Annotated in this window: 19 protein-coding genes; 13 read left to right on the forward strand and 6 right to left on the reverse strand. The window is 72.7% G+C overall.

From position 1 onward, the window contains the following. Positions 1 to 366: 366 nt before the first annotated feature. Positions 367 to 1,509 (reverse strand): PP2C family protein-serine/threonine phosphatase, encoded by a 1,143-nt coding sequence (locus ACIRQ9_RS18690; RefSeq protein WP_404174067.1) that lies wholly within the window; start codon positions 1,507 to 1,509, stop codon positions 367 to 369. 450 nt (positions 1,510 to 1,959) lie between these two features. Between ACIRQ9_RS18690 and ACIRQ9_RS18695 the strand changes: the two genes are divergently transcribed. From ACIRQ9_RS18695 to ACIRQ9_RS18715, 5 genes are all read left to right on the forward strand, one after another. Beyond that, entirely contained in the window at positions 1,960 to 2,820 is an 861-nt protein-coding gene (locus ACIRQ9_RS18695) for a class II fructose-bisphosphate aldolase (protein WP_404174070.1), read from the forward strand. Positions 2,821 to 2,822: 2 nt separating this feature from the next. After that, positions 2,823 to 3,647: an HAD-IA family hydrolase gene (locus tag ACIRQ9_RS18700; RefSeq protein WP_404174073.1), complete on the forward strand. Its 825-nt coding sequence runs from the start codon at positions 2,823 to 2,825 to the stop codon at positions 3,645 to 3,647. A gap of 22 nt (positions 3,648 to 3,669) precedes the next feature. After that, on the forward strand, positions 3,670 to 4,347 hold the full coding sequence (dhaL, locus tag ACIRQ9_RS18705; RefSeq protein WP_404174076.1) for a dihydroxyacetone kinase subunit DhaL: 678 nt from the start codon (positions 3,670 to 3,672) through the stop codon (positions 4,345 to 4,347). Between the two features lie 28 nt (positions 4,348 to 4,375). Continuing rightward, positions 4,376 to 5,371 (forward strand): dihydroxyacetone kinase subunit DhaK, encoded by a 996-nt coding sequence (dhaK, locus tag ACIRQ9_RS18710; RefSeq protein WP_404174078.1) that lies wholly within the window; start codon positions 4,376 to 4,378, stop codon positions 5,369 to 5,371. A gap of 100 nt (positions 5,372 to 5,471) precedes the next feature. Beyond that, positions 5,472 to 5,645: a hypothetical protein gene (locus tag ACIRQ9_RS18715; RefSeq protein WP_351313851.1), complete on the forward strand. Its 174-nt coding sequence runs from the start codon at positions 5,472 to 5,474 to the stop codon at positions 5,643 to 5,645. A gap of 69 nt (positions 5,646 to 5,714) precedes the next feature. On the opposite strand, the gene ACIRQ9_RS18720 is transcribed toward ACIRQ9_RS18715, so the two are convergent. From ACIRQ9_RS18720 to ACIRQ9_RS18730, 3 genes are all read right to left on the reverse strand, one after another. Then, entirely contained in the window at positions 5,715 to 7,169 is a 1,455-nt protein-coding gene (locus ACIRQ9_RS18720; protein WP_404174081.1) for a WGR domain-containing protein, read from the reverse strand. A 171-nt stretch (positions 7,170 to 7,340) separates the two neighbouring features. After that, positions 7,341 to 7,817: a lamin tail domain-containing protein gene (locus tag ACIRQ9_RS18725; protein WP_404174084.1), complete on the reverse strand. Its 477-nt coding sequence runs from the start codon at positions 7,815 to 7,817 to the stop codon at positions 7,341 to 7,343. A gap of 380 nt (positions 7,818 to 8,197) precedes the next feature. Beyond that, positions 8,198 to 9,160, reverse strand: a complete 963-nt coding sequence (locus tag ACIRQ9_RS18730) for an ion transporter (RefSeq protein ID WP_404174087.1) — start codon at positions 9,158 to 9,160, stop codon at positions 8,198 to 8,200. 130 nt (positions 9,161 to 9,290) lie between these two features. Between ACIRQ9_RS18730 and ACIRQ9_RS18735 the strand changes: the two genes are divergently transcribed. From ACIRQ9_RS18735 to ACIRQ9_RS18760, 6 genes are all read left to right on the forward strand, one after another. Continuing rightward, positions 9,291 to 9,521, forward strand: a complete 231-nt coding sequence (locus ACIRQ9_RS18735; protein ID WP_404174090.1) for a twin-arginine translocase TatA/TatE family subunit — start codon at positions 9,291 to 9,293, stop codon at positions 9,519 to 9,521. Between the two features lie 130 nt (positions 9,522 to 9,651). Further along, positions 9,652 to 10,311 (forward strand): zinc ribbon domain-containing protein, encoded by a 660-nt coding sequence (locus tag ACIRQ9_RS18740; RefSeq protein WP_404174093.1) that lies wholly within the window; start codon positions 9,652 to 9,654, stop codon positions 10,309 to 10,311. 243 nt (positions 10,312 to 10,554) lie between these two features. Then, positions 10,555 to 11,412: an endo alpha-1,4 polygalactosaminidase gene (locus ACIRQ9_RS18745; RefSeq protein WP_404174096.1), complete on the forward strand. Its 858-nt coding sequence runs from the start codon at positions 10,555 to 10,557 to the stop codon at positions 11,410 to 11,412. Positions 11,413 to 11,521: 109 nt separating this feature from the next. After that, positions 11,522 to 12,934, forward strand: a complete 1,413-nt coding sequence (locus tag ACIRQ9_RS18750) for an amidase (RefSeq protein WP_404174099.1) — start codon at positions 11,522 to 11,524, stop codon at positions 12,932 to 12,934. 61 nt (positions 12,935 to 12,995) lie between these two features. After that, positions 12,996 to 13,214 (forward strand): hypothetical protein, encoded by a 219-nt coding sequence (locus ACIRQ9_RS18755; RefSeq protein WP_404174102.1) that lies wholly within the window; start codon positions 12,996 to 12,998, stop codon positions 13,212 to 13,214. A 133-nt stretch (positions 13,215 to 13,347) separates the two neighbouring features. After that, positions 13,348 to 14,838, forward strand: coding sequence for an SPFH domain-containing protein (locus tag ACIRQ9_RS18760; protein WP_404174105.1), 1,491 nt, complete (start codon positions 13,348 to 13,350; stop codon positions 14,836 to 14,838). Positions 14,839 to 14,897: 59 nt separating this feature from the next. On the opposite strand, the gene ACIRQ9_RS18765 is transcribed toward ACIRQ9_RS18760, so the two are convergent. After that, positions 14,898 to 15,311: a MarR family winged helix-turn-helix transcriptional regulator gene (locus ACIRQ9_RS18765; protein ID WP_404174108.1), complete on the reverse strand. Its 414-nt coding sequence runs from the start codon at positions 15,309 to 15,311 to the stop codon at positions 14,898 to 14,900. A gap of 62 nt (positions 15,312 to 15,373) precedes the next feature. On the opposite strand from ACIRQ9_RS18765, the gene ACIRQ9_RS18770 reads away from it, so the two are divergent. Next, positions 15,374 to 16,174 carry an alpha/beta fold hydrolase gene (locus ACIRQ9_RS18770; RefSeq protein WP_404174111.1) on the forward strand — a complete coding sequence of 267 codons (801 nt, stop codon included), beginning with the start codon at positions 15,374 to 15,376 and terminating at the stop codon, positions 16,172 to 16,174. 19 nt (positions 16,175 to 16,193) lie between these two features. Continuing rightward, entirely contained in the window at positions 16,194 to 16,643 is a 450-nt protein-coding gene (locus ACIRQ9_RS18775) for a type II toxin-antitoxin system PemK/MazF family toxin (protein ID WP_404174114.1), read from the forward strand. Between the two features lie 4 nt (positions 16,644 to 16,647). Here ACIRQ9_RS18775 and ACIRQ9_RS18780 read toward each other — a convergent pair whose 3' ends face one another. Continuing rightward, positions 16,648 to 17,466, reverse strand: coding sequence for a TIGR02452 family protein (locus ACIRQ9_RS18780; RefSeq protein WP_404174117.1), 819 nt, complete (start codon positions 17,464 to 17,466; stop codon positions 16,648 to 16,650). Positions 17,467 to 17,500: the final 34 nt, after the last annotated feature.

The following is a 17,500-nucleotide window of genomic DNA, read 5'->3' on the forward strand; positions in this document are numbered from 1 at the left end:
GGCGGCGCGCGAGTGCGGGGGAAGGAGCGCATGGGCACGGGGCGACGGGGTGACGTCCACTCGGGCATGCGCATGACATGAGAAAGGGGATGCGGGTATTGCGTGAGGTACCTGTGAGTGGACGGTGAACTTCCGGAGAGCAGATTGGCATCCGCCGCCCGAGACTGTCATGAGCGCATCAGACAATCGGCTGGAACTGATGGTTGCGAGCGGGGGTTTCCAGCACGGCGACAGCGCTTTCCGGTCGCGGGGACCACAAGGCGCGCCGATCCGCGGTGAGGGGGAATCACCGAGGCGCCCCGCACACGAGCACCGGTCAGTCACGCGAGGGCGCGCGGGGGCGGGCGCCCCGGTCGTGCCGTTCGTTCAGTCGCGCTGTACGACGATCATGGCCATGTCGTCGTCCCGCCGGCCGCCCGTGTGCGCGCGGACATCCGCGGCGAGCCGCTCGACGAGCAGGCCCGGCGTCGCGTCCGCCCACGCCGTGGCGCGCTCGACGAGCGGGTAGAAGTCGCCGTCGCCGTTGCGGGCCTCGCTCACCCCGTCCGTGTAGAGCACCAGCCGGTCGCCGTGCGCGAACGGGAAGGTCGCCGCCGCGTAGCAGGCGCGGGCGCCGTCCGTGCCGTGCGCACCGGCCGGCCACACGCCGAGGCCGAGCGGCGGCGCGGGGTCGGGAACGGCCAGCACCAGCGGCTTCCTGGCGCGGCCGCGCAGCAGGATCGGCGGCGGATGCCCCGCGCTGACCAGGTGCAGCACCGGTTCGTCGTCCGGGATGTCCATGACAGCGGCGGTCACGAACCGCTCGGCGGCGTCCTCCGTCGGCTCCGAGAACTCCGCGAACCCCCACCGGGCGGCGTCCTCGATGTAGGCGACCAGTTCCGGCAGCGGGATCCGGCGGTGCGCCGCGGCCCGGAAGGCGCCCAGCACGATCGCCGTGTCGCTGATCGACGGCAGCCCCTTGCCCCGGACGTCACCGATGAGCAGGCGCGTGCAGCCGGGGACCCGCGCGGCGGCGTAGAGGTCGCCGCCGATGGTCGCGTCCACTTCCGCGCTGCGGTACCGGGAGGCGAGGATGACGGGGCCGGCCCGCTGCGGCAACGGCCGCAGGACCACACGCTGAGCCGCGTCGGACACCGTGCGCACCCGGACGAGTTCGCTCTCGCGCCGCTCCCGCAGCCGCGTGAACAGGACGAAGAAGACGGAGACGGCGAGGAGGGCGGCGATCTCCACGAGGACGCTCTCGGTGCTCAGCGTCCGCCGCTCCATGCCGGCGAAGACCAGCGCGAGGACGGCCAGCAGGCCGATCAGGGCGGTGGCGCGCGGCCCGGCCCCGACCGCGGCGACCGCCACGGCGACGACGAGGAGGTGGGCGAGATGGATGTCCGGCGGCAGGAAGCCGTCGGCCACCGGGATCGCCACGATCAGCAGGAGAGGACCGGCCAGCCACAGACGTCCCGGCGCGGAGCGGCCCCATCCGCGGAAGGTGTCGACCAGGGATGTCGTGATCATCAAAGCGCTCACGTCGTACTCCGGTACTCGTCGTCTAGCACCGGCAACGCGTGATGACATGTCCCCCATTCCCGGACACCATGCGATGTGACCGTAGGGCTGCGCTCCGTGCCGTGCGGACGGGCCGCGGGGACGGCGCCTCGTCACTGGTGGCAGGGGGGCCGCACAGAACGGTGACCGCGGCCGGGCCGCGGGGGGCCGCCGGGGGGGCCGCGCCTCCGGCAAGGTGCCGACGCCTGGCGTCCGTCTCGGGGCGCGGACCGCCCGCGGTCCCGGTCTCCGGGCGGATTCCGGCACATCTCCCCACGGTCGCCGCGAGGGGCGGCCGGCGTTCCGCACCCGGCCCGGCAGGCCGGTGCGCCGGGGGCCGCCGGCCGGGCCAGGAGTGGCGGCGGGTGGGGGCCTGGCGTGGAATGGAGGAGCGGGGGTCGGTGAAGAGGTGGAGGCGTCGTGGGTGTGACACCGCTGACCGAGATCCTCGCCAGGCCTTTCGAGGAGCGTTACGCCGTACCGGCCATCAACGTGTTCAACGACCTCACCATGGAGGCCGTTCTGGCGGCCGCGGTGGAGAACGCGTCGCCGCTCATCGTGCAGACCTCCGTGAAGACCGTGCGCTCCGTCGGCAGCGACGTGCTGTTCGCCATGTGGAAGGCGATGACCGCCGGCATCGAGGTGCCGGTCACCCTGCACCTGGACCACTGTCCCGAGCGCGAGGTCATCACCGAGTGCCTGCGGCGCGGATGGAACTCGGTGCTCTTCGACGCCTCCACACTGCCGGTGGAGGAGAACATGCGGCAGACCGTCGAGGTGGTCGCGGAGGCCCGCGGGTTCGGTGCCGCGGTCGAGGGCGAGATCGAGTCGATCACCGGTGTGGAGGACGGCGTCGGCAGCGACACCGCCGCGGAGCGGCAGGATCTGGCGGTCGCCCTGGAGTTCCTGCGGACCACGCGCGTCGACGTCTTCGCACCGGCGATCGGGAACGCGCACGGGTCCTACAAGCGGGCGCCGGTGCTCGACGCGCAACGCGTCTCCGACATCGTGGCGGCCCATCCCGTGCCCATCGCGCTGCACGGCGGCAGCGGCCTGTCCGACGAGCAGTTCCGCGACCTGATCTCCCGGGGCTGCGCGAAGGTCAACATCTCCACGGCCCTCAAGGAGACGTACATGAAGTCGAACCTGGCCTTCCTGCGCACCGCGCAGGAGCGGCAGAAGTGGGATCCGCCGTCGCTGTTCCGCGACGTCCGCCGGGACGTCATCGAGCTGGCCGGTTCACTGATGCGGCTCTTCGGCAGTGCCGGGCGGGCGGCCTAGTCGTGCCCGCGCTCGTCTTCGACTGCGACGGCGTCCTCGCCGACACCGAACGCGACGGTCACCTGCCCGCCTTCAACCGGACGTTCGAGGAGTTCGGTCTGCCGGTGCGGTGGAGCGACGCGGAGTACGCGCGGAAGGTGACCATCGGCGGCGGCAAGGAGCGGATGCGCTCGCTGCTGACCCCGGACTTCATCGCCGCGGCCGGCCTGCCGTCCGATCCGGCCGCCCTCGACGAACGGGTCGCGGCCTGGCACCGGCGCAAGACCGAGATCTACACGGCCATCATCGGCAGCGGAAGCATCCCGCCCCGGCCCGGCGTCCGGCGGGTCGCCAGGGCGGCGCACGAGGCCGGCTGGACGCTAGCGGTCGCCTCCACCTCGGCGGAGCCGTCCGTCCGCAGCGTGCTCGAACTCGCCATGGGCCCCGAACTGGCCGCGCACTTCAGCGTGTTCGCCGGAGACGTGGTCCCGCACAAGAAACCGGCCCCGGACATCTACGCCTTCGCCCTGGACCGGCTCGGCGTGGACGCGGCGCGGGCCGTCGTCGTCGAGGACAGCCGCAACGGACTGCTGGCCGCGCTCGGCGCCGGACTCGCCTGCGTGGTCACGACGAGCGCCTACACGGGCGGCGAGGACTTCACCGGCGCCTCCCTGGTGGTCACCTCGCTGGGCGATCCGCCGCCCGAGGAGACCGTGGCGCGGGTGCTGAGCGATCCGCTCGGCATCGCCCCGGGGCCCTGGATCGAGCTCGCGGACCTCGCCGGCCTGCTCGGCACCGTGGGCGGGGCGGGCCCGGATCCCGCCCCGTCCGATCCCCGGCCGCACTGACCTAGCGGCAGTCAGGAGAGACATGTCAGCGCCATCGTCCTCGTCACCCGCCCCGCCGTCGGCGCCCGGCGGCGACCTCGCCTTCGTCGTGCGGGTCGTCGCGCGGACCGCGGTGGACAACGAACGGGCCTTCAGCGACCTCGACGCCGTCGCGGGGGACGGGGACTTCGGGTACTCGCTCGCCCGCGGCTTCGAGATCGTGCTCGCCGACTGGAACGACCTCGCCGGCGACGCGCCCGCCGATCTCCTGAAGAAGGTCGCGATGGTGATCTCCAAGCGGGTCGGCGGCACGTCCGGGCCGCTGTGGGGAACCGCCTTCCTGCGGGCCGCCGGTGCCGTGAGGGACCGGCCGGAACCGGGCGGCGGGGACGCCGTCGCCATGCTGCGGGCCGCCGCCGAGGGGATCAAGGCGCGCGGCAGGTCCGACGTCGGCGACAAGACCCTGCTGGACGCGCTCGTTCCGATGACCGACGCGCTGGAACGGCGGCTGGCCGAGGGCCCGCCGGCGTCCGGCGCCGAACTCGCGGCACTGGCCGCGTCGACCGCGCGGGCCGCCGCTGACGCGACGGCGCCCATGCAGGCCAGGCGCGGCCGACAGAGCTACACCGGTGAGCGCAGCATCGGCTCGCCCGACCCGGGCGCGGTGGCGGTCGCGGTGATGGCCGAGCGGGTGGCCGCCGAATGGGACGCACGCGGCTGACACGACCGGCAGGACCAGGAGGTGCGGCATGAAGAAGTTCGTCAACGATCCGAAGGACTACGTCTCGCAGATGCTGGAGGGGCTGGCCCTGGCCAACCCCGGCACCCTGAGGTACGTGCCCGAGTACAACCTGATCATGCGTGCCGACGCCCCGCGGGAGGACAAGGTCTCGATCGTGCAGGGGTCCGGATCCGGTCACGAGCCGGCGCACGTGATGACCGTCGGCAAGGGCATGCTCGACGCCGCCTGCCCGGGCGACGTGTTCGCCGCGCCGCCCGCCGACTACGTCTACGAGACGGTCAAACTGGTCGCCTCCGCCAAGGGCGTGCTGCTGCTGGTCAACAACTACACAGGGGACCGCATGGCGTTCGAGATGGCCGAGGAGCTGTCCCAGGCCGACGGGGTGACCGTGCGGACCCTGTTCATCGACGACGACGTGGCCGTGCAGGACTCGACGTACACCGTGGGCAGGCGCGGGGTGGCCGGCAACTTCTTCGTGATGAAGGCCGTCGGGGCGGCCGCCGAACGCGGTGCGGACCTCGACGAGGTGTACCGGATCGGCGAGAAGGTCAACTCGGTCACCCGCACCATGGGCCTGGCCCTCACCGCCTGCACGCCTCCTGCGAAGGGGTCACCGCTGTTCGAACTGCCGGACGACTCGATCGAGATGGGCGTGGGCATCCACGGCGAACCGGGCCGCAGGCGCGAGAAGCTGCGGTCGGCGGACGAGATGGTGCGCGAACTGGTCGACGCGGTCGTGGACGACCTGCCGTTCTCCTCCGGGGACCGTGTCGCGCTGATGGTCAACGGTCTGGGCGGCACACCGATCGGCGAGCTGTACCTGGTGTACGGGCTGGCCCACCGGCAACTGGCCGAGCGCGGCATCGACGTGGGGCGCAGCTACGTCGGCGAGTACTGCACCTCGCTCGACATGGCCGGTGCCTCGGTGACCCTGGTCCGCCTCGACGACGAGATCTTCGACCTGCTCACCGACCCCGCGGAGATCCCGATCCGGGTCTTCTGAGGCGCCGTGTCACGCGTGCCGCCGCCATGACCGCGGAGCGGAGGGCTTGTGGAGGCGATGTGCGGGCATACGGGTTTCACCCTACGAGAGGAGCCTGATCATGCCCGGCATCATCGCGGCAGTGTTGTTCTTCATAGCCTTTCTGATCAACGCGGCGGACATCAGCACCAACGACACGTTCACCTCCACGAACGTGATGCTGCTGGGACTGACCGCCCTGGCTCTGCACGTCGCCGGCATCGGCACCGGCTGGTCGTACCGGAGGCGGCGCTGACCTCCTGCTCCCCTCCCGTGGGGGGGGGGGGGGCGGCCCCCCCCCCCCCCCCCCACGACCCGGATCCGGTCAGAGCAGTCGCCTGATGTCCCCGCGCACCCGGTAGAAACCGCCGGCCGCCGTGTGCAGGGAGTCCACGACGTAGCGGGCACCGGGCTCGCGTATCGCCCGCGGGAACTGGACGTTCAGCGACTGGTCGTAGCCGTCGGACACGACGTGCACCCGGACCCGGCCCGACTCCTGGACGCACTCCACGACGATCGCGCCGGTGGGCGCCTGGGCGACGGTGGCCACCGCGCTCACGGTCGTGGCCGGCGCGTAGGCGGGCATCGCCGCGGCCAGCTTGACGTCCCGGGGCACCGGCACCGTGCCCTGCTGGGCCGCCGTGACGGCCGCCTCGCTCGCGTCCACGCAGACCAGAGAGCCGTCGGTGGTCACCAGGTAGAGCCGCTCGTCGTGGTACTGCATCGACAGCGCCGAGCCGCCGCCGGTGCCGAGCTTCCACAGCCGGGTGCCGTCCTGGTCGAAGCAGTAGACGGACGAGGCCGCGTCGCCGGCGAACACGAACCGGCCGCCGGGCGAGGTCGCGCACGAGTACACCGCGCTGTCGCAGGTGTACGTGGCCTCGATCGTGCCGGTCGTCTTCGCCAGCCGCTGGACCGCCTTGTGGGCCGTGCCCGCGTACACCACGGCCCCCTCCTGCCAGCCGAACAGCACCCCGCCCCTGGTGGGCGTGTGCCACAACTCCCGGCCGCCGTCCGGAGCGTAGGCGGTGACGCCCCGGCTGTGTCCGTGGTAGACGGCCCGTTCGTCGGCGCGGACCATCCAGGCGTGCTCGCCCTGGCTGCGGCGGGCCCACTGGTGCTCGTCCTCGTGGTCGATGACGGTCAGCCGGCCGTCGCGGTCGGAGACGTCCAGCACGCCCTCGTGGATGTCCAGCCAGAAGATGTCGACGTCCGCCGCGATGTCGTAGGCCACGAACGGGAGCTTCGAGGACAGGTCGTACACCTTGCCGTCGTCGCATCCGGCGTAGATCCAGAAGTCGTCCGCGACCAGGCACTTGACGCCGTCCGGGAGGCTGAAGCGGGCCAGCACGCCGCCGTCGTGGTCGAGGGTGTAGACGTCGCCCGACTGGTTGCCGACCCAGCAGCGGTCGTCGTCGACGTGGATGCCGAACGCGGCGGAGCCGGTGCGGAAGCGCCACAGCACCGGCGCGGCCGCGCGGGCGGTGGAGGGGGCCGAGGCGACCTGACGCCGGGTCACCGAGCGCGGGGCGCGGGCCCCCTGCACGGCCGGGGCGTAGCCCTTGCGGACCTTCTCGCCGAGCTTCTTCGCGGCGGCGGCCCGGGCCTTCTCCGCCGTCGCGAACGTCGTCGTCTGCGTCTGCCCCTCGGCGCCGATCCGGCCGTACCGCACGGTCACGACCAGGTCGGCGACGGACACCTCGTAGAACTTGTGCGCGGTGCCGTCGTCCTGCGACAGCTCCAGGTACGTCGTCGACACCGCGGCGGAACCGGTGGACATGGCAGACCAGACCCCTCCCCATACGGACCCGCCGGCCGTCCGGCGGGTCCCACTGATCGAACCGTAGTCGGGGGCACTGACAACGGACTTCGCGATCAGTCGTGCGGGGGCGGGTGCCGGTGGTGCCGGGACCCGGCTCCGGCGCGGGTCACCGGCACCTGGCGAGCCGGGTCAGTGGCGGCCGCCCCGGTGCCGGCCCCAGGTGACCTGGTCCACCACGCGGTTGCGGTCGTTGCGCAGGGTCGCGGTGTCGGCGACGTTGTCCCAGGCCTCGTGACGGCGGTCCTGGTACACGTCGGTGGCGTTGTCGCGGCCCACGCCGGTGTGGACGCGGACCGTGGCCCGTCCCTCCAGGCGGAAGTGACGGAAGGTGTAGTGGTGGCCGTCCCTGCCGCTCAGCGTCCAGTGGTCCAGGTTCACCGACCGGCGCGTGGTGTTGGTGATGTCGACGTACTCCTTGTTGAGGGAGCGGTTGGAGTTGTCGTCGCGTCCCGGGGAGTCGTACCGGACGCTGCTGATGACCACGTCGCCGTGCGGGCGGGCGGAGTGCTGGCCGGCGGCGGCGGCCGGCAGCGCGATGGCGCCCACGGCTGCCGTGGCCACGGCAGCGGCGGCGGTCAGACGGCGAGCGATCACGGATACGGACATGAGGTCCCCCTTCGCAGGGCCGGACATCCCGGGCTGGCGACGCGGAAGTCGCAGGTCACCCGGGATGTTCTGGGCAGTTCGGCGGCCGGTCGGCCGCACACCCACACCCTGCCCACGGCGCGGAGGGAATGTGAGGGCTACGAGAAGGTCATGACTGTTCCGTCATATTCCTATGACTCTCTGCTGCAACCTCCATGTATGCGGCGAATGCACGAAGTTGACGGCCTCTCACCGTCTGGCCACTTGTGTCCGAAGGGTCCTCGGCGCGAGCCACCCCCGTGCGCCACCCCCCGGCTCCGCGGGACGTCACCCGAAAGTGAGTAACAGCAGACGCCGCCGGCGCGGGCCCGCGGCACCCGAACGCGGTGCGGACGACGAGGTCAGGACCGCGACCGCACGGGCGCCGCCGCACCGTCGGGCGAGCCGTCCGCCGCCGTGCCGTGCAGGAGGCCGCGTTCCAGGTCGTCGAGCGCCTGCCGGGCCGCACCGATCCGCGACAACAGCAGGACCCGGTCGTCCGGTTCGCACGACGGGCCCTGCCCCGCCCGCCCCTGCTCCCCTTCCTGCTCCTGCTCCTGCTCCTGCTCCTGCGCTTCCATCTGCCGGGCCTCGTCGAGGGACGTGATGACCACGCCGATCAGCACGTTGACGAGCACGAAGGAGGCGATGAGGACGTAGGAGGCGTAGTAGGCGAGACTCCAGCGGGATACCTCCAGGCCCGCGTGGACCGCGTCGCCGATGCCGTCGAGGGTCATCAGGAGGAAGAGGGTGAGGACCGCGCGCCCGATGGAGCCGTAGTGCGCGGGGTCGTGGCGGCCGAAGAAGACCCAGCCGACCATGGCGTACACGTACAGCAGCAGGGCGCCCACCAGCAGGAAGCTGAGGGTGCCCGGAAGGCTGCGGGCGACGGCGGTGAGCACGACGCGCAGTTGCGGCAGGAAACGGGCCGTGCGCAGCACCCGGGCCAGCCGCAGCAGGCGCAGCACGGTGGTGTTCTCACGGACCACCGGCAGGAAGGCGCACAGCACCACGGCGAGGTCGAAGAGGTTCCACGGGTCGCGGACGAAGTCCCGGGGCCGGTCGGCGTGCGCGCCCAGGCGCAGCAGGATCTCGACGGTGAAGACCGCCAGGCAGCCGTGCTCGGCCGTCCGTAACCAGCGGTGCCAGTCCTCGACCAGCCCCGGGTAGGTCTCCAGGCCCAGCAACGCGGCGTTCAGCAGGATCACGCCGAAGACGGTCAGGGCGAACCAGCGGGCCTCCGTCGTACCGCGGCAGCGGTGCGCCAGTCGCCGCCGGGCCGGCCGGCTCCGGTCACCGATGGTCCGGTTGTGCTGCTCCGGCATGCTGCTGCCACTGCTCCTCGGCTGTCGGGGACGGGTCCTGCCGACCCGGCGGGACGGCGGACTTGCCGCATGATCGTCCGCGGGGGAAACTTCTACAGCACTGTAGATCGAAATGCGGAAGGCAGTACTCATGTTCGGCTTGAGCGAGCTGGCCCTGATCCTCGTCGTCGCCGTCGTGGTCCTCGGCTTCAAGAAGCTGCCGGAGCTGACGCGTTCGGCGGGCAAGGCGGCCCGGATCCTCAAGAGCGAGACCAGGGCGCTCAAGGAGCAGGACGCGTCGGGCACGGGGACGACGGGGGCCGGTTCCGGCCGGGTGGTCTCGGGCACCGTCGTCGAGCCGGACGGCACACCGCGGCCCTGACCGCACGGGCGCCGCGCACGGGGCCGGTGCGGCCGAGGTGGCGTGATCTTCGCGGCGATGGCCAGAACCAGTATCCTTCCGCCAGCGTCGTAGCGGATGGTGCCGACGGCCTGACCTGTGGGGGGACCACATGAGCAGCGAGATCTACTTCAGCAACAACTACCGCGACCTCTGCGAGCGCAACGGCACGGGAGCCGGCTTCCAGTTCGAGTTCTCCTGCTCCCGCTGCTACGACACCTGGCGCTCGCCGTTCGAGCCGTACACCGGCGAGCGGGCGGCGAGCTGGCTCAGGAAGGGAACCGACCTGGCCTGGAGCATGCTCGGCAGCGCGGGCCGGGGCGTCACCTCGGCCGCGGACGGGCTCGCGGGAGCGGGCTACGGGCAGGCCCGCGACCGGGCGTTCGAGCGGGCGATCGCCAACGCCGAGGGCCACTTCAACCGGTGCGCCCGGTGCACCCACTACGTCTGCGGACGCTGCTGGAACGGCGCGCAGGGCCTGTGCTTCAACTGCGCTCCGGACACCGCGGCCGAGGCCATGGCCGCACAGCAGCGCGGCCAGAACGACATGGCCTCCCAGCGTGCGTACGCCGCCGGTCAGCAGGCGGGGCAGACCTACGACCCCACCAGGCCCCGGCAACTGGTCTGCCCCCAGTGCCGTACCGAGACCCACGGCTCGGCCTACTGCCCCGGCTGCGGCCACCACCTGGCGCAGACCACGCAGTGCGCCTCCTGCTCCGCGGTCGTCCCGGACGGCGCGGCGTTCTGCCCGGGGTGCGGCACCCGCCGGTAGCGCGGTGCGGCACCCGCCAGAGGACGGGCCGGTGCCCGCAGGGCCGGTCGGGGCCGGGCATATCGGTCGTGAACGCCTTTGATAAGGTCACCGCGTCGGACCGCCGGGCACCTGTCCGCGGTCCGCGCGACCACGGCATTCCCAGCCGGTAACGCGGGCCTGCGGGCCGTCAGCCCGGCCCCAGTCGCCAGGACCACGCGTGTCCGAGGCGGGGCATGCTCTCTCCCGCAGAGGCAGACCGCCATGCGCACGTCCCCGGCCGGCTCCCGCCGTGCCGCCCTGTCCCTCGCCGCCGTGCTCGCCGCGGCCTCCGTCACCGCGGCCGACTGCTCCGGCGCCGCCCACCCCGCGGACACCGCCGCCAGGAGCCCCCGGGCCGCCAAGGTGTCCGCGCCGCCCGTCCACGCGGACGTCGACTACCAGCTCGGCGGCGCCTACCCGCCGCCGAAGGGCGTCGCCGTGGTCTCCCGCGACCACACCGACTCCCCCGCTCCGGGCCTGTACAACATCTGCTACGTCAACGCGTTCCAGGCGCAGCCGGACGCGGAGGGCGAGTGGGACGCCGACCTCCTGCTGCGGGACCGCTCCGGGAAGGTCGTCATGGACGAGGACTGGGGCGAGGCGATGCTCGACATCGGCACGCCCGGCAAACGCGCGCGGATCGCCGAGAAGGTGGACCGCTGGATCGACGCGTGCGCCGACAAGGGGTTCGACGCCGTGGAACCGGACAACTACGACAGCTACACCCGCGCCCCGCGCGGCCTCCTGACGGCGGCCGACGCCGAGGCGTTCCAGACCCTGCTCGCCCGCCACGCCCACGCCCGGCACCTCGCCATCGCCCAGAAGAACACCCTCGAACTGGCCAAGGACCGCAAGCGGGTCGGCCTCGACTTCGCCGTGGTGGAGGAGTGCGGGCAGTACGCCGAATGCGGTTCCTACGTCGACGCGTTCGGCGACCACGTCCTCGTCGTCGAGTACACCGCACAGGGCATGCGCAAGGCCTGCGCGGGCTGGGGCGACCGGATCAGCGTCGTCCGCCGCGACCTCGACGTCACCCCGGCCGGTGAGGACGGCTACGTACGCGAGACCTGCGCCGGCTAGGGGGGTGTCTTGGGAGTCCCGGCGGGAGCCGGCTGCGCCGAATCCGCGCGGCGCGGCCCGACTTGACGTTACTGTCCGGTAAGTATCCTGCTGCCGGAGGTGGTTGCCCATGTCGTCGGACCGTTCACCGGGTCTCGTCGAGTCCGTACGCGCCCTGGCCGCAGGCGAGGTGACCTCGCGTCAGCTCGTCGCGGACTGCCTCGCGCGGATCGAGGCGACGCAGGACTCCCTCAACGCCTTCCGGATCGTCCGCCGGTCCGCCGCGCTCGCCGAAGCCGAGGCCGCCGACCGGGAGCTGGCGGCGGGCGGGCGCCGCCCGCTGCTCGGGGTGCCGGTCGCCGTGAAGGACGACACCGACGTGGCCGGCGAGCCGACCGCCTTCGGCTGCCCGGGGGACTTCCCGCCGGCGGCCGAGGACGGCGAGGCGGTACGACGGCTGCGCGCGGCCGGAGCGGTGATCATCGGCAAGACCAACACCTGCGAGCTGGGCCAGTGGCCGTTCACCGAGGGACCCGCCTTCGGGGCCACCCGCAACCCCTGGCAGCCGCGGCACACCCCGGGCGGCTCCTCCGGCGGGTCGGCGGCCGCCGTCGCGGCCGGACTGGTGCCGGCCGCGCTCGGCTCGGACGGCGCCGGATCCGTGCGCATACCTGCCTCCTGGACCCACCTCGTCGGCATCAAACCCCAGCGCGGCCGCATCTCGACCTGGCCGCACGGCGAGTCCTTCCAGGGCATCACCGTCAACGGCACCCTGGCCCGCACGGTCGCCGACGCCGCCCTGCTCCTGGACGCGGCGAGCGGCAACCACCCGAACGACCCGCACCGGCCACGGCCGTTGACGGTCTCCGAGGCCGTCGGCCGCGATCCCGGACGGCTGCGGATCGCCCTGTCCCTGAAGCCGCCGTTCACGGCGCTGCCCGCCCGCCTGTGGCCGGGCGTACGCGCCAGGGTCCTCGAAGTGGCCGAGAGACTGGCCGCGTCGGGACACACCGTCGAGGAGGCCGACCCGCCCTACGGACAGATCGGCCTCACCTTCGTTCCGCGCGCCACGGCCGGGATCGCCGAACGCGTCCGCGAGGTGCCGGCGCCCGGTCTGCTCGACCCGCGCACCCTGGAGGCGGCCCGGCTCGGCCGGCTGCTCGGCGGCGCCCCCCTACGGGCCGCCCGGCGCGCCGAGAGAGCCCTGCGCCACCGCATAGGCGGCTTCTTCGCGTCGTACGACGCCGTCCTCGCGCCGACCACCGCCGCTCCCCCGCCCCGCGTCGGCGCGCTGCTGGGGCTGGGCCCGTTCGCCACCGACCGGGCGATGATCGCCGCCTGCCCCTACGCCTGGCCGTGGAACGTGCTGGGGTGGCCCGGCGTCAACGTGCCCGCCGGGTTCGTGGACGGTCTCCCGGTGGGCGCGCAACTGCTCGGCCCGGCCGACAGCGAGCCGCTGCTCGTGTCCGTCGCCGCCCGGCTGGAGGACGACCTGCGCTGGCACGAGCGCTGGCCGCCGGCCGCGGACTCGCCGGCCGCGTGAGGCCATCGGGTCCGGTGCCGCGCGGCTTTCCCGGGACGTGACCGGCCCGTACGCTCTGACCATGGACGATGCGTCGATGGTCGGGCTGATGGGGCGGGTCACCGGAACGGTCGGGCCCGGACTCGTCGGTGAGGTGATCGTCCGAGTGCGCGGAGGCGCCGAGCACTTCCTCGCCTACGCCGCCGACGGCTCCACCCGGATCGAGCCCGGCACGGTGGTGATGGTGGTCGAACACCTGCCCCCGCGGACCGTCTACATCACGCCCGCGTACGACAGTTGAGCGAGCTTCGCCCCAGGTGAGGGGCGTATGCGTCAAGATTGCAACAAGGAACCGTCAGCGTCTTCACCCCGCGCTCGCGCAGGCGCACACTCCCTTCGTTCGGTGCCGTGAGGGCACCATGCAAAGGGGGCGTATGCCGATGGTCATCGGCGTCGTTGCGGGGGCGGCGGTTCTCGCCGTGCTCGTGTTGATCGGTGTGTTCAAGATGATGTGGCGGGTCGCCGAGCCCAACGAGGCGCTCATCATCTCCGGTTCGAACCATCGGACCGAGGGGCTCGAAGCAGGTATGGGATTCCGCATCGTGACGGGGCGCGGCACGCTCGTGCTGCCGGGCGTGCAGGCGGTGCGCAAGCTCTCGCTGGACCTGAACGAGACCGAGTTGTCGGTGGACTGCGTGACCCAGCAGGGCATTCCGCTGAAGGTGCGGGGCGTGGTCATCTTCAAGGTGGGCGACGACTTCGTGTCGATCGCCAACGCGGGCCGGCGTTTCCTGGACCAGCAGAAGCTGATGTCCGAGCGGGTGCACAACGTGTTCGCCGGTCATCTGCGGTCCATCGTGGGCGGGTTGACGGTCGAGGACATGATCCGCGACCGGGACAAGCTCACCGGCCAGACCCGCGCCGCCTGCGGCACCGAGATGGAGAAGCTGGGACTGATCGTCGACTCCCTGCAGATCCACGAGATCGAGGATCCGACCGGGTACATCAAGAACCTGGCGATGCCGCACGCGGCCGCCGTCCAGCGGGACGCGCGGATCGCGCAGGCGGAGGCGAACCGGCTGGCCACCGAGGCGGAGCAGGCCTCGTTCGCCCGGATGGCGGAAGCCACCCGGGACAGCGAGATCCTCCAGGCCGGCTACCAGGCCGAACGCGACAAGGCCGCGGCCCAGTCCCGCCAGGCGGGTCCGCTCGCCGACGCGGCCGCCCGGCAGGAGGTCGTCGTCCAGGAGACACGGGTCGCCGAACTGGAGGCGCAGCGGCGCGAGCAGCAGCTCCAGGCGGACGTCCGCAAGCCGGCCGACGCCAGGGCGTACGAGAAGCGCACGCTGGCCGAGGCCGAGCGCGACGCGCGCATCTCGGCGGCCCAGGCCAAGGCGAAGGAGACGGAACTGGCGGCGGCGGCCGAGGCGACCCGGGTCAAGACGGCCGCGAGCGCCGAGGCCGAGGCCACCAAGGCCCGCGGTACGGCGAGCGCGGCCGCGACCCGCGCCACCGGTGAGGCCGAGGCCGCCGCCGCGCAGGCCAAGGGTCTGGCGGCGGCCGAGGCGGCCAAGGCCAAGGGCCTCGCCGAGGCCGAGGCCATCAAGGCCCGAGCCGCCGCCCTGGCCGAGAACCAGGAGGCGGTCGTCGCCCAGCAACTGGCCGAGAACTGGCCGGAGATCGTCAAGGCCGGCGCCTCCGCGTTCGGCAACGTCGACAACATGGTGCTGCTCAACGGCGCCGACGGCATGGGAGAGATGTTCGCCAAGGCGCTCACGATGGGCGGTACCGGACTGGGGCTGGCCCGCCAGCTGCTGGCGTCGATGCACCAGAACGGGCAGGACCACGCGGAAGCTTCGCCGGTCCTCAACGGGGTCCAGGCCCCCAAGGCGCAGAAGGTCGTGGTGGAGCAGGACGGCGCCTGACCGGCGGCGCGGCGCACGGCGTGGATGCCCCCCGGCAGGTCCGGGGGGCATCTCCTTCTCTAATCGGCCTCGTTGAGCCGCCGCAGCAGCCCCAGCAGGGTGGTCCGTTCCGGCGCCGTCAGTCCGGCGAAGCAGCCGGCCAGCACCTTGCCGGCCACCCCGTGGCCGGCCGCGAGGATCCGCTCGCCCTCCGCGGTGAGACGGTGCAGGATGCGGCGCCCCTGGCCCGGCTCCCGTTCCACCAGTCCCCGCGCCGCCATCCGGGCCACCAGCGTGCCGAAGGCCTGCTCGCTCTGGAAGGTGACGGCGGCCAGCTCACGCGCCGAGGCGCCGGGCAGCCGGTCGATGGCGCGCAGCGCGTCCCACTGCGCGAGGGTGGTTCCGACGTCCGCGAGCGCGCTGTCCATCGCCCGGTGTTGCCGGTACTGGGCCTGTTTCACGGCTCGGCCGAGAACGTGCAGGTCGTCTTGCATGGGGCCAGCCTAACCCCTGACTAAGCTTGTTTATATAAAGATGTTTAGTTAGAGTCCTCGGCATGACGACGAACCACACCGTCCAGGTGTATCCCGACCTGCCCGTCTCCCTCACCGAGGCCGGTTCCGGCCGAACCGTCCTCCTCCTGCACGGAGGCGGCGGCCCCGCGACCGTCGCCGGCCTCGCCGCCCGCCTCGCGGAGTCCGGCCGCGTCCTCACGCCGGTCCACCCGGGCTGGGACGGAACACCCCGCCCCGACTGGCTGACCGACGTCGACGACGTGGCCACCGCCTATCTGCACCTGCTCCAGGACACCGGGGCGAGCGACGTCCTGATCGTCGGCTCCTCGCTGGGAGGCCGGCTGGCCACCGAGATGGCGCTCCGCGACACGGCCGCAGTGATCACCGGCCTCGTCCTCGTCAACGCCGTCGGCCCGGAGATCGACGGCGAGGAGGTCACCGACTTCTTCGCGCTGGACCCGCGCGCCCAGGCCGAGCACTCCTGGCACGACCCGGACCGCTTCCATGTCGACCCCGCCACCCTCCCCGCCGCCGAACTGGCCCGCCGCCGGGCCAACATGGAGACCATGCGGCTGCTCACCGACGGCGGCCGGATGACCAGTGCGAAGCTGCTGCCCCGGCTGGGCCGGGTGACACGGCCGGTGCTGGTCGTCTGGGGCGAGAGCGACCGGATCGTCACCCCCGCCTACGGAGCCGCCTGGGCGCGGGCCTTCCCCGAGGGCCGGTTCGTCCCGGTCCCCGGCGCCGGTCATCTTCCGCACATCGAACGCGCCGACGTGACGGCCGAGTTGATCGAGGCCGAGCTGCGCCGTACCGGCACCCCGCGTGTTCTCGCAGGGTGAGGCCCTTTAGGGTGCCCTCGTGACTGCGCTTACCGACGACGAGAACATTCCCGGCCGTTACGGCCCCACCGCGACCACCGAGGCCGACCCGCGCGAGGTCGGCAGGGTGCGCACCGAGTACTCCCCCGCCCACGACGGCGACCCCGACCCCGGTGAGATCGTGTGGACCTGGGTGCCGTTCGAGGAGAACGACGGGCGGGGCAAGGACCGGCCGGTGCTGGTCGTCGCCCGCGAGGCCGGCGGCACTCTGCTCGCGGTGCAGCTGTCGAGCAAGCGGCACGACGACGACCGCGAGTGGGTGGCCCTCGGCAGCGGCCCCTGGGACCGGTCGGGCCGCGACTCGTGGATAAACGTGGACCGCGTGCTGCGGCTGCACGAGGACGGAATGCGCCGCGAGGCCTGCGCGCTGGACCGGGGCCGCTTCAACCTCGTACGCAACCGCCTGCACGAGCGCTACGGCTGGCAGTGAGGCGCTAGAAGCCGGCCGGGAACCCCTCGGCGAAGGCCGCGCGTACCGTCGATCCCGGTGTGCGGTCGAGGATCCCGAAGACCACGTGGCCGAAGGTCCCGGCGAACCGCCCGCCGGGGCCCAGCAGCCCCCGGAAGGCCCCCGCGACCTGGCGGGGGTCGTTCTGGAAGACGCCGCAGCCCCAGGCGCCCAGGACCAGCCGCCGGTAGCCGTGCGCGGCGGCCACCTCCAGGACCCGTTCGGCCCGTCCGGCCAGGACGTCCGGCAGTTCGGCGGTGCGCTCCGGTGCCGTCCGGCGGATCACGCCGGCGTTGGGCGCGGCCGCGGTGAGGAAACCGGCGCGGTAGGGCTCGGCGAGGAGCCGGCCGCGGTCGTCGCGGAAGACCGGCACCGCCGGGGAGTGGATCACCCGGTCCGAGTAGAACGGGTCGCGGTGGGCGCGGTGGTGGTCGTAGAAGGCGCGGGCGTGCAGTTGGCAGGCGTAGAGCGCCGAGGCACGGCACAGGGCCTCCTCCTGCGCCTGGGCGCCGTTCAGGTAGCCGCCGCCCGGATTGCGGGCCGAGGCGAAGTTCAGGACCGCGACCGGGGCGTCGGCCAGCCGGCGCGCGGCCTCCAGGCTGCTCTCGCCGGTCACCTCGAACTCCGTGCGGACCGGGTCGGAGGCGGTGACCGGCACCGGTCGCGGGCCGTGCATCCGGGTCCCGGCACGTGCGGCGGCGATGCCGGCGGCCAGCGAGACCTCGCGTCCGTCAGAGGTCCGGTAGCCCCCGGCGGCGACGATCTCCTCGGTCTCCCGGGCGATCCCGCGCAGGCGCGCGCTCATGGCGCCACCCCCGTGGACGCCATACCCGCGACCT

Source organism: Streptomyces sp. NPDC101237, assembly GCF_044767465.1.
Classification (GTDB): Bacteria; Actinomycetota; Actinomycetes; order Streptomycetales; family Streptomycetaceae; genus Streptomyces; species Streptomyces gramineus.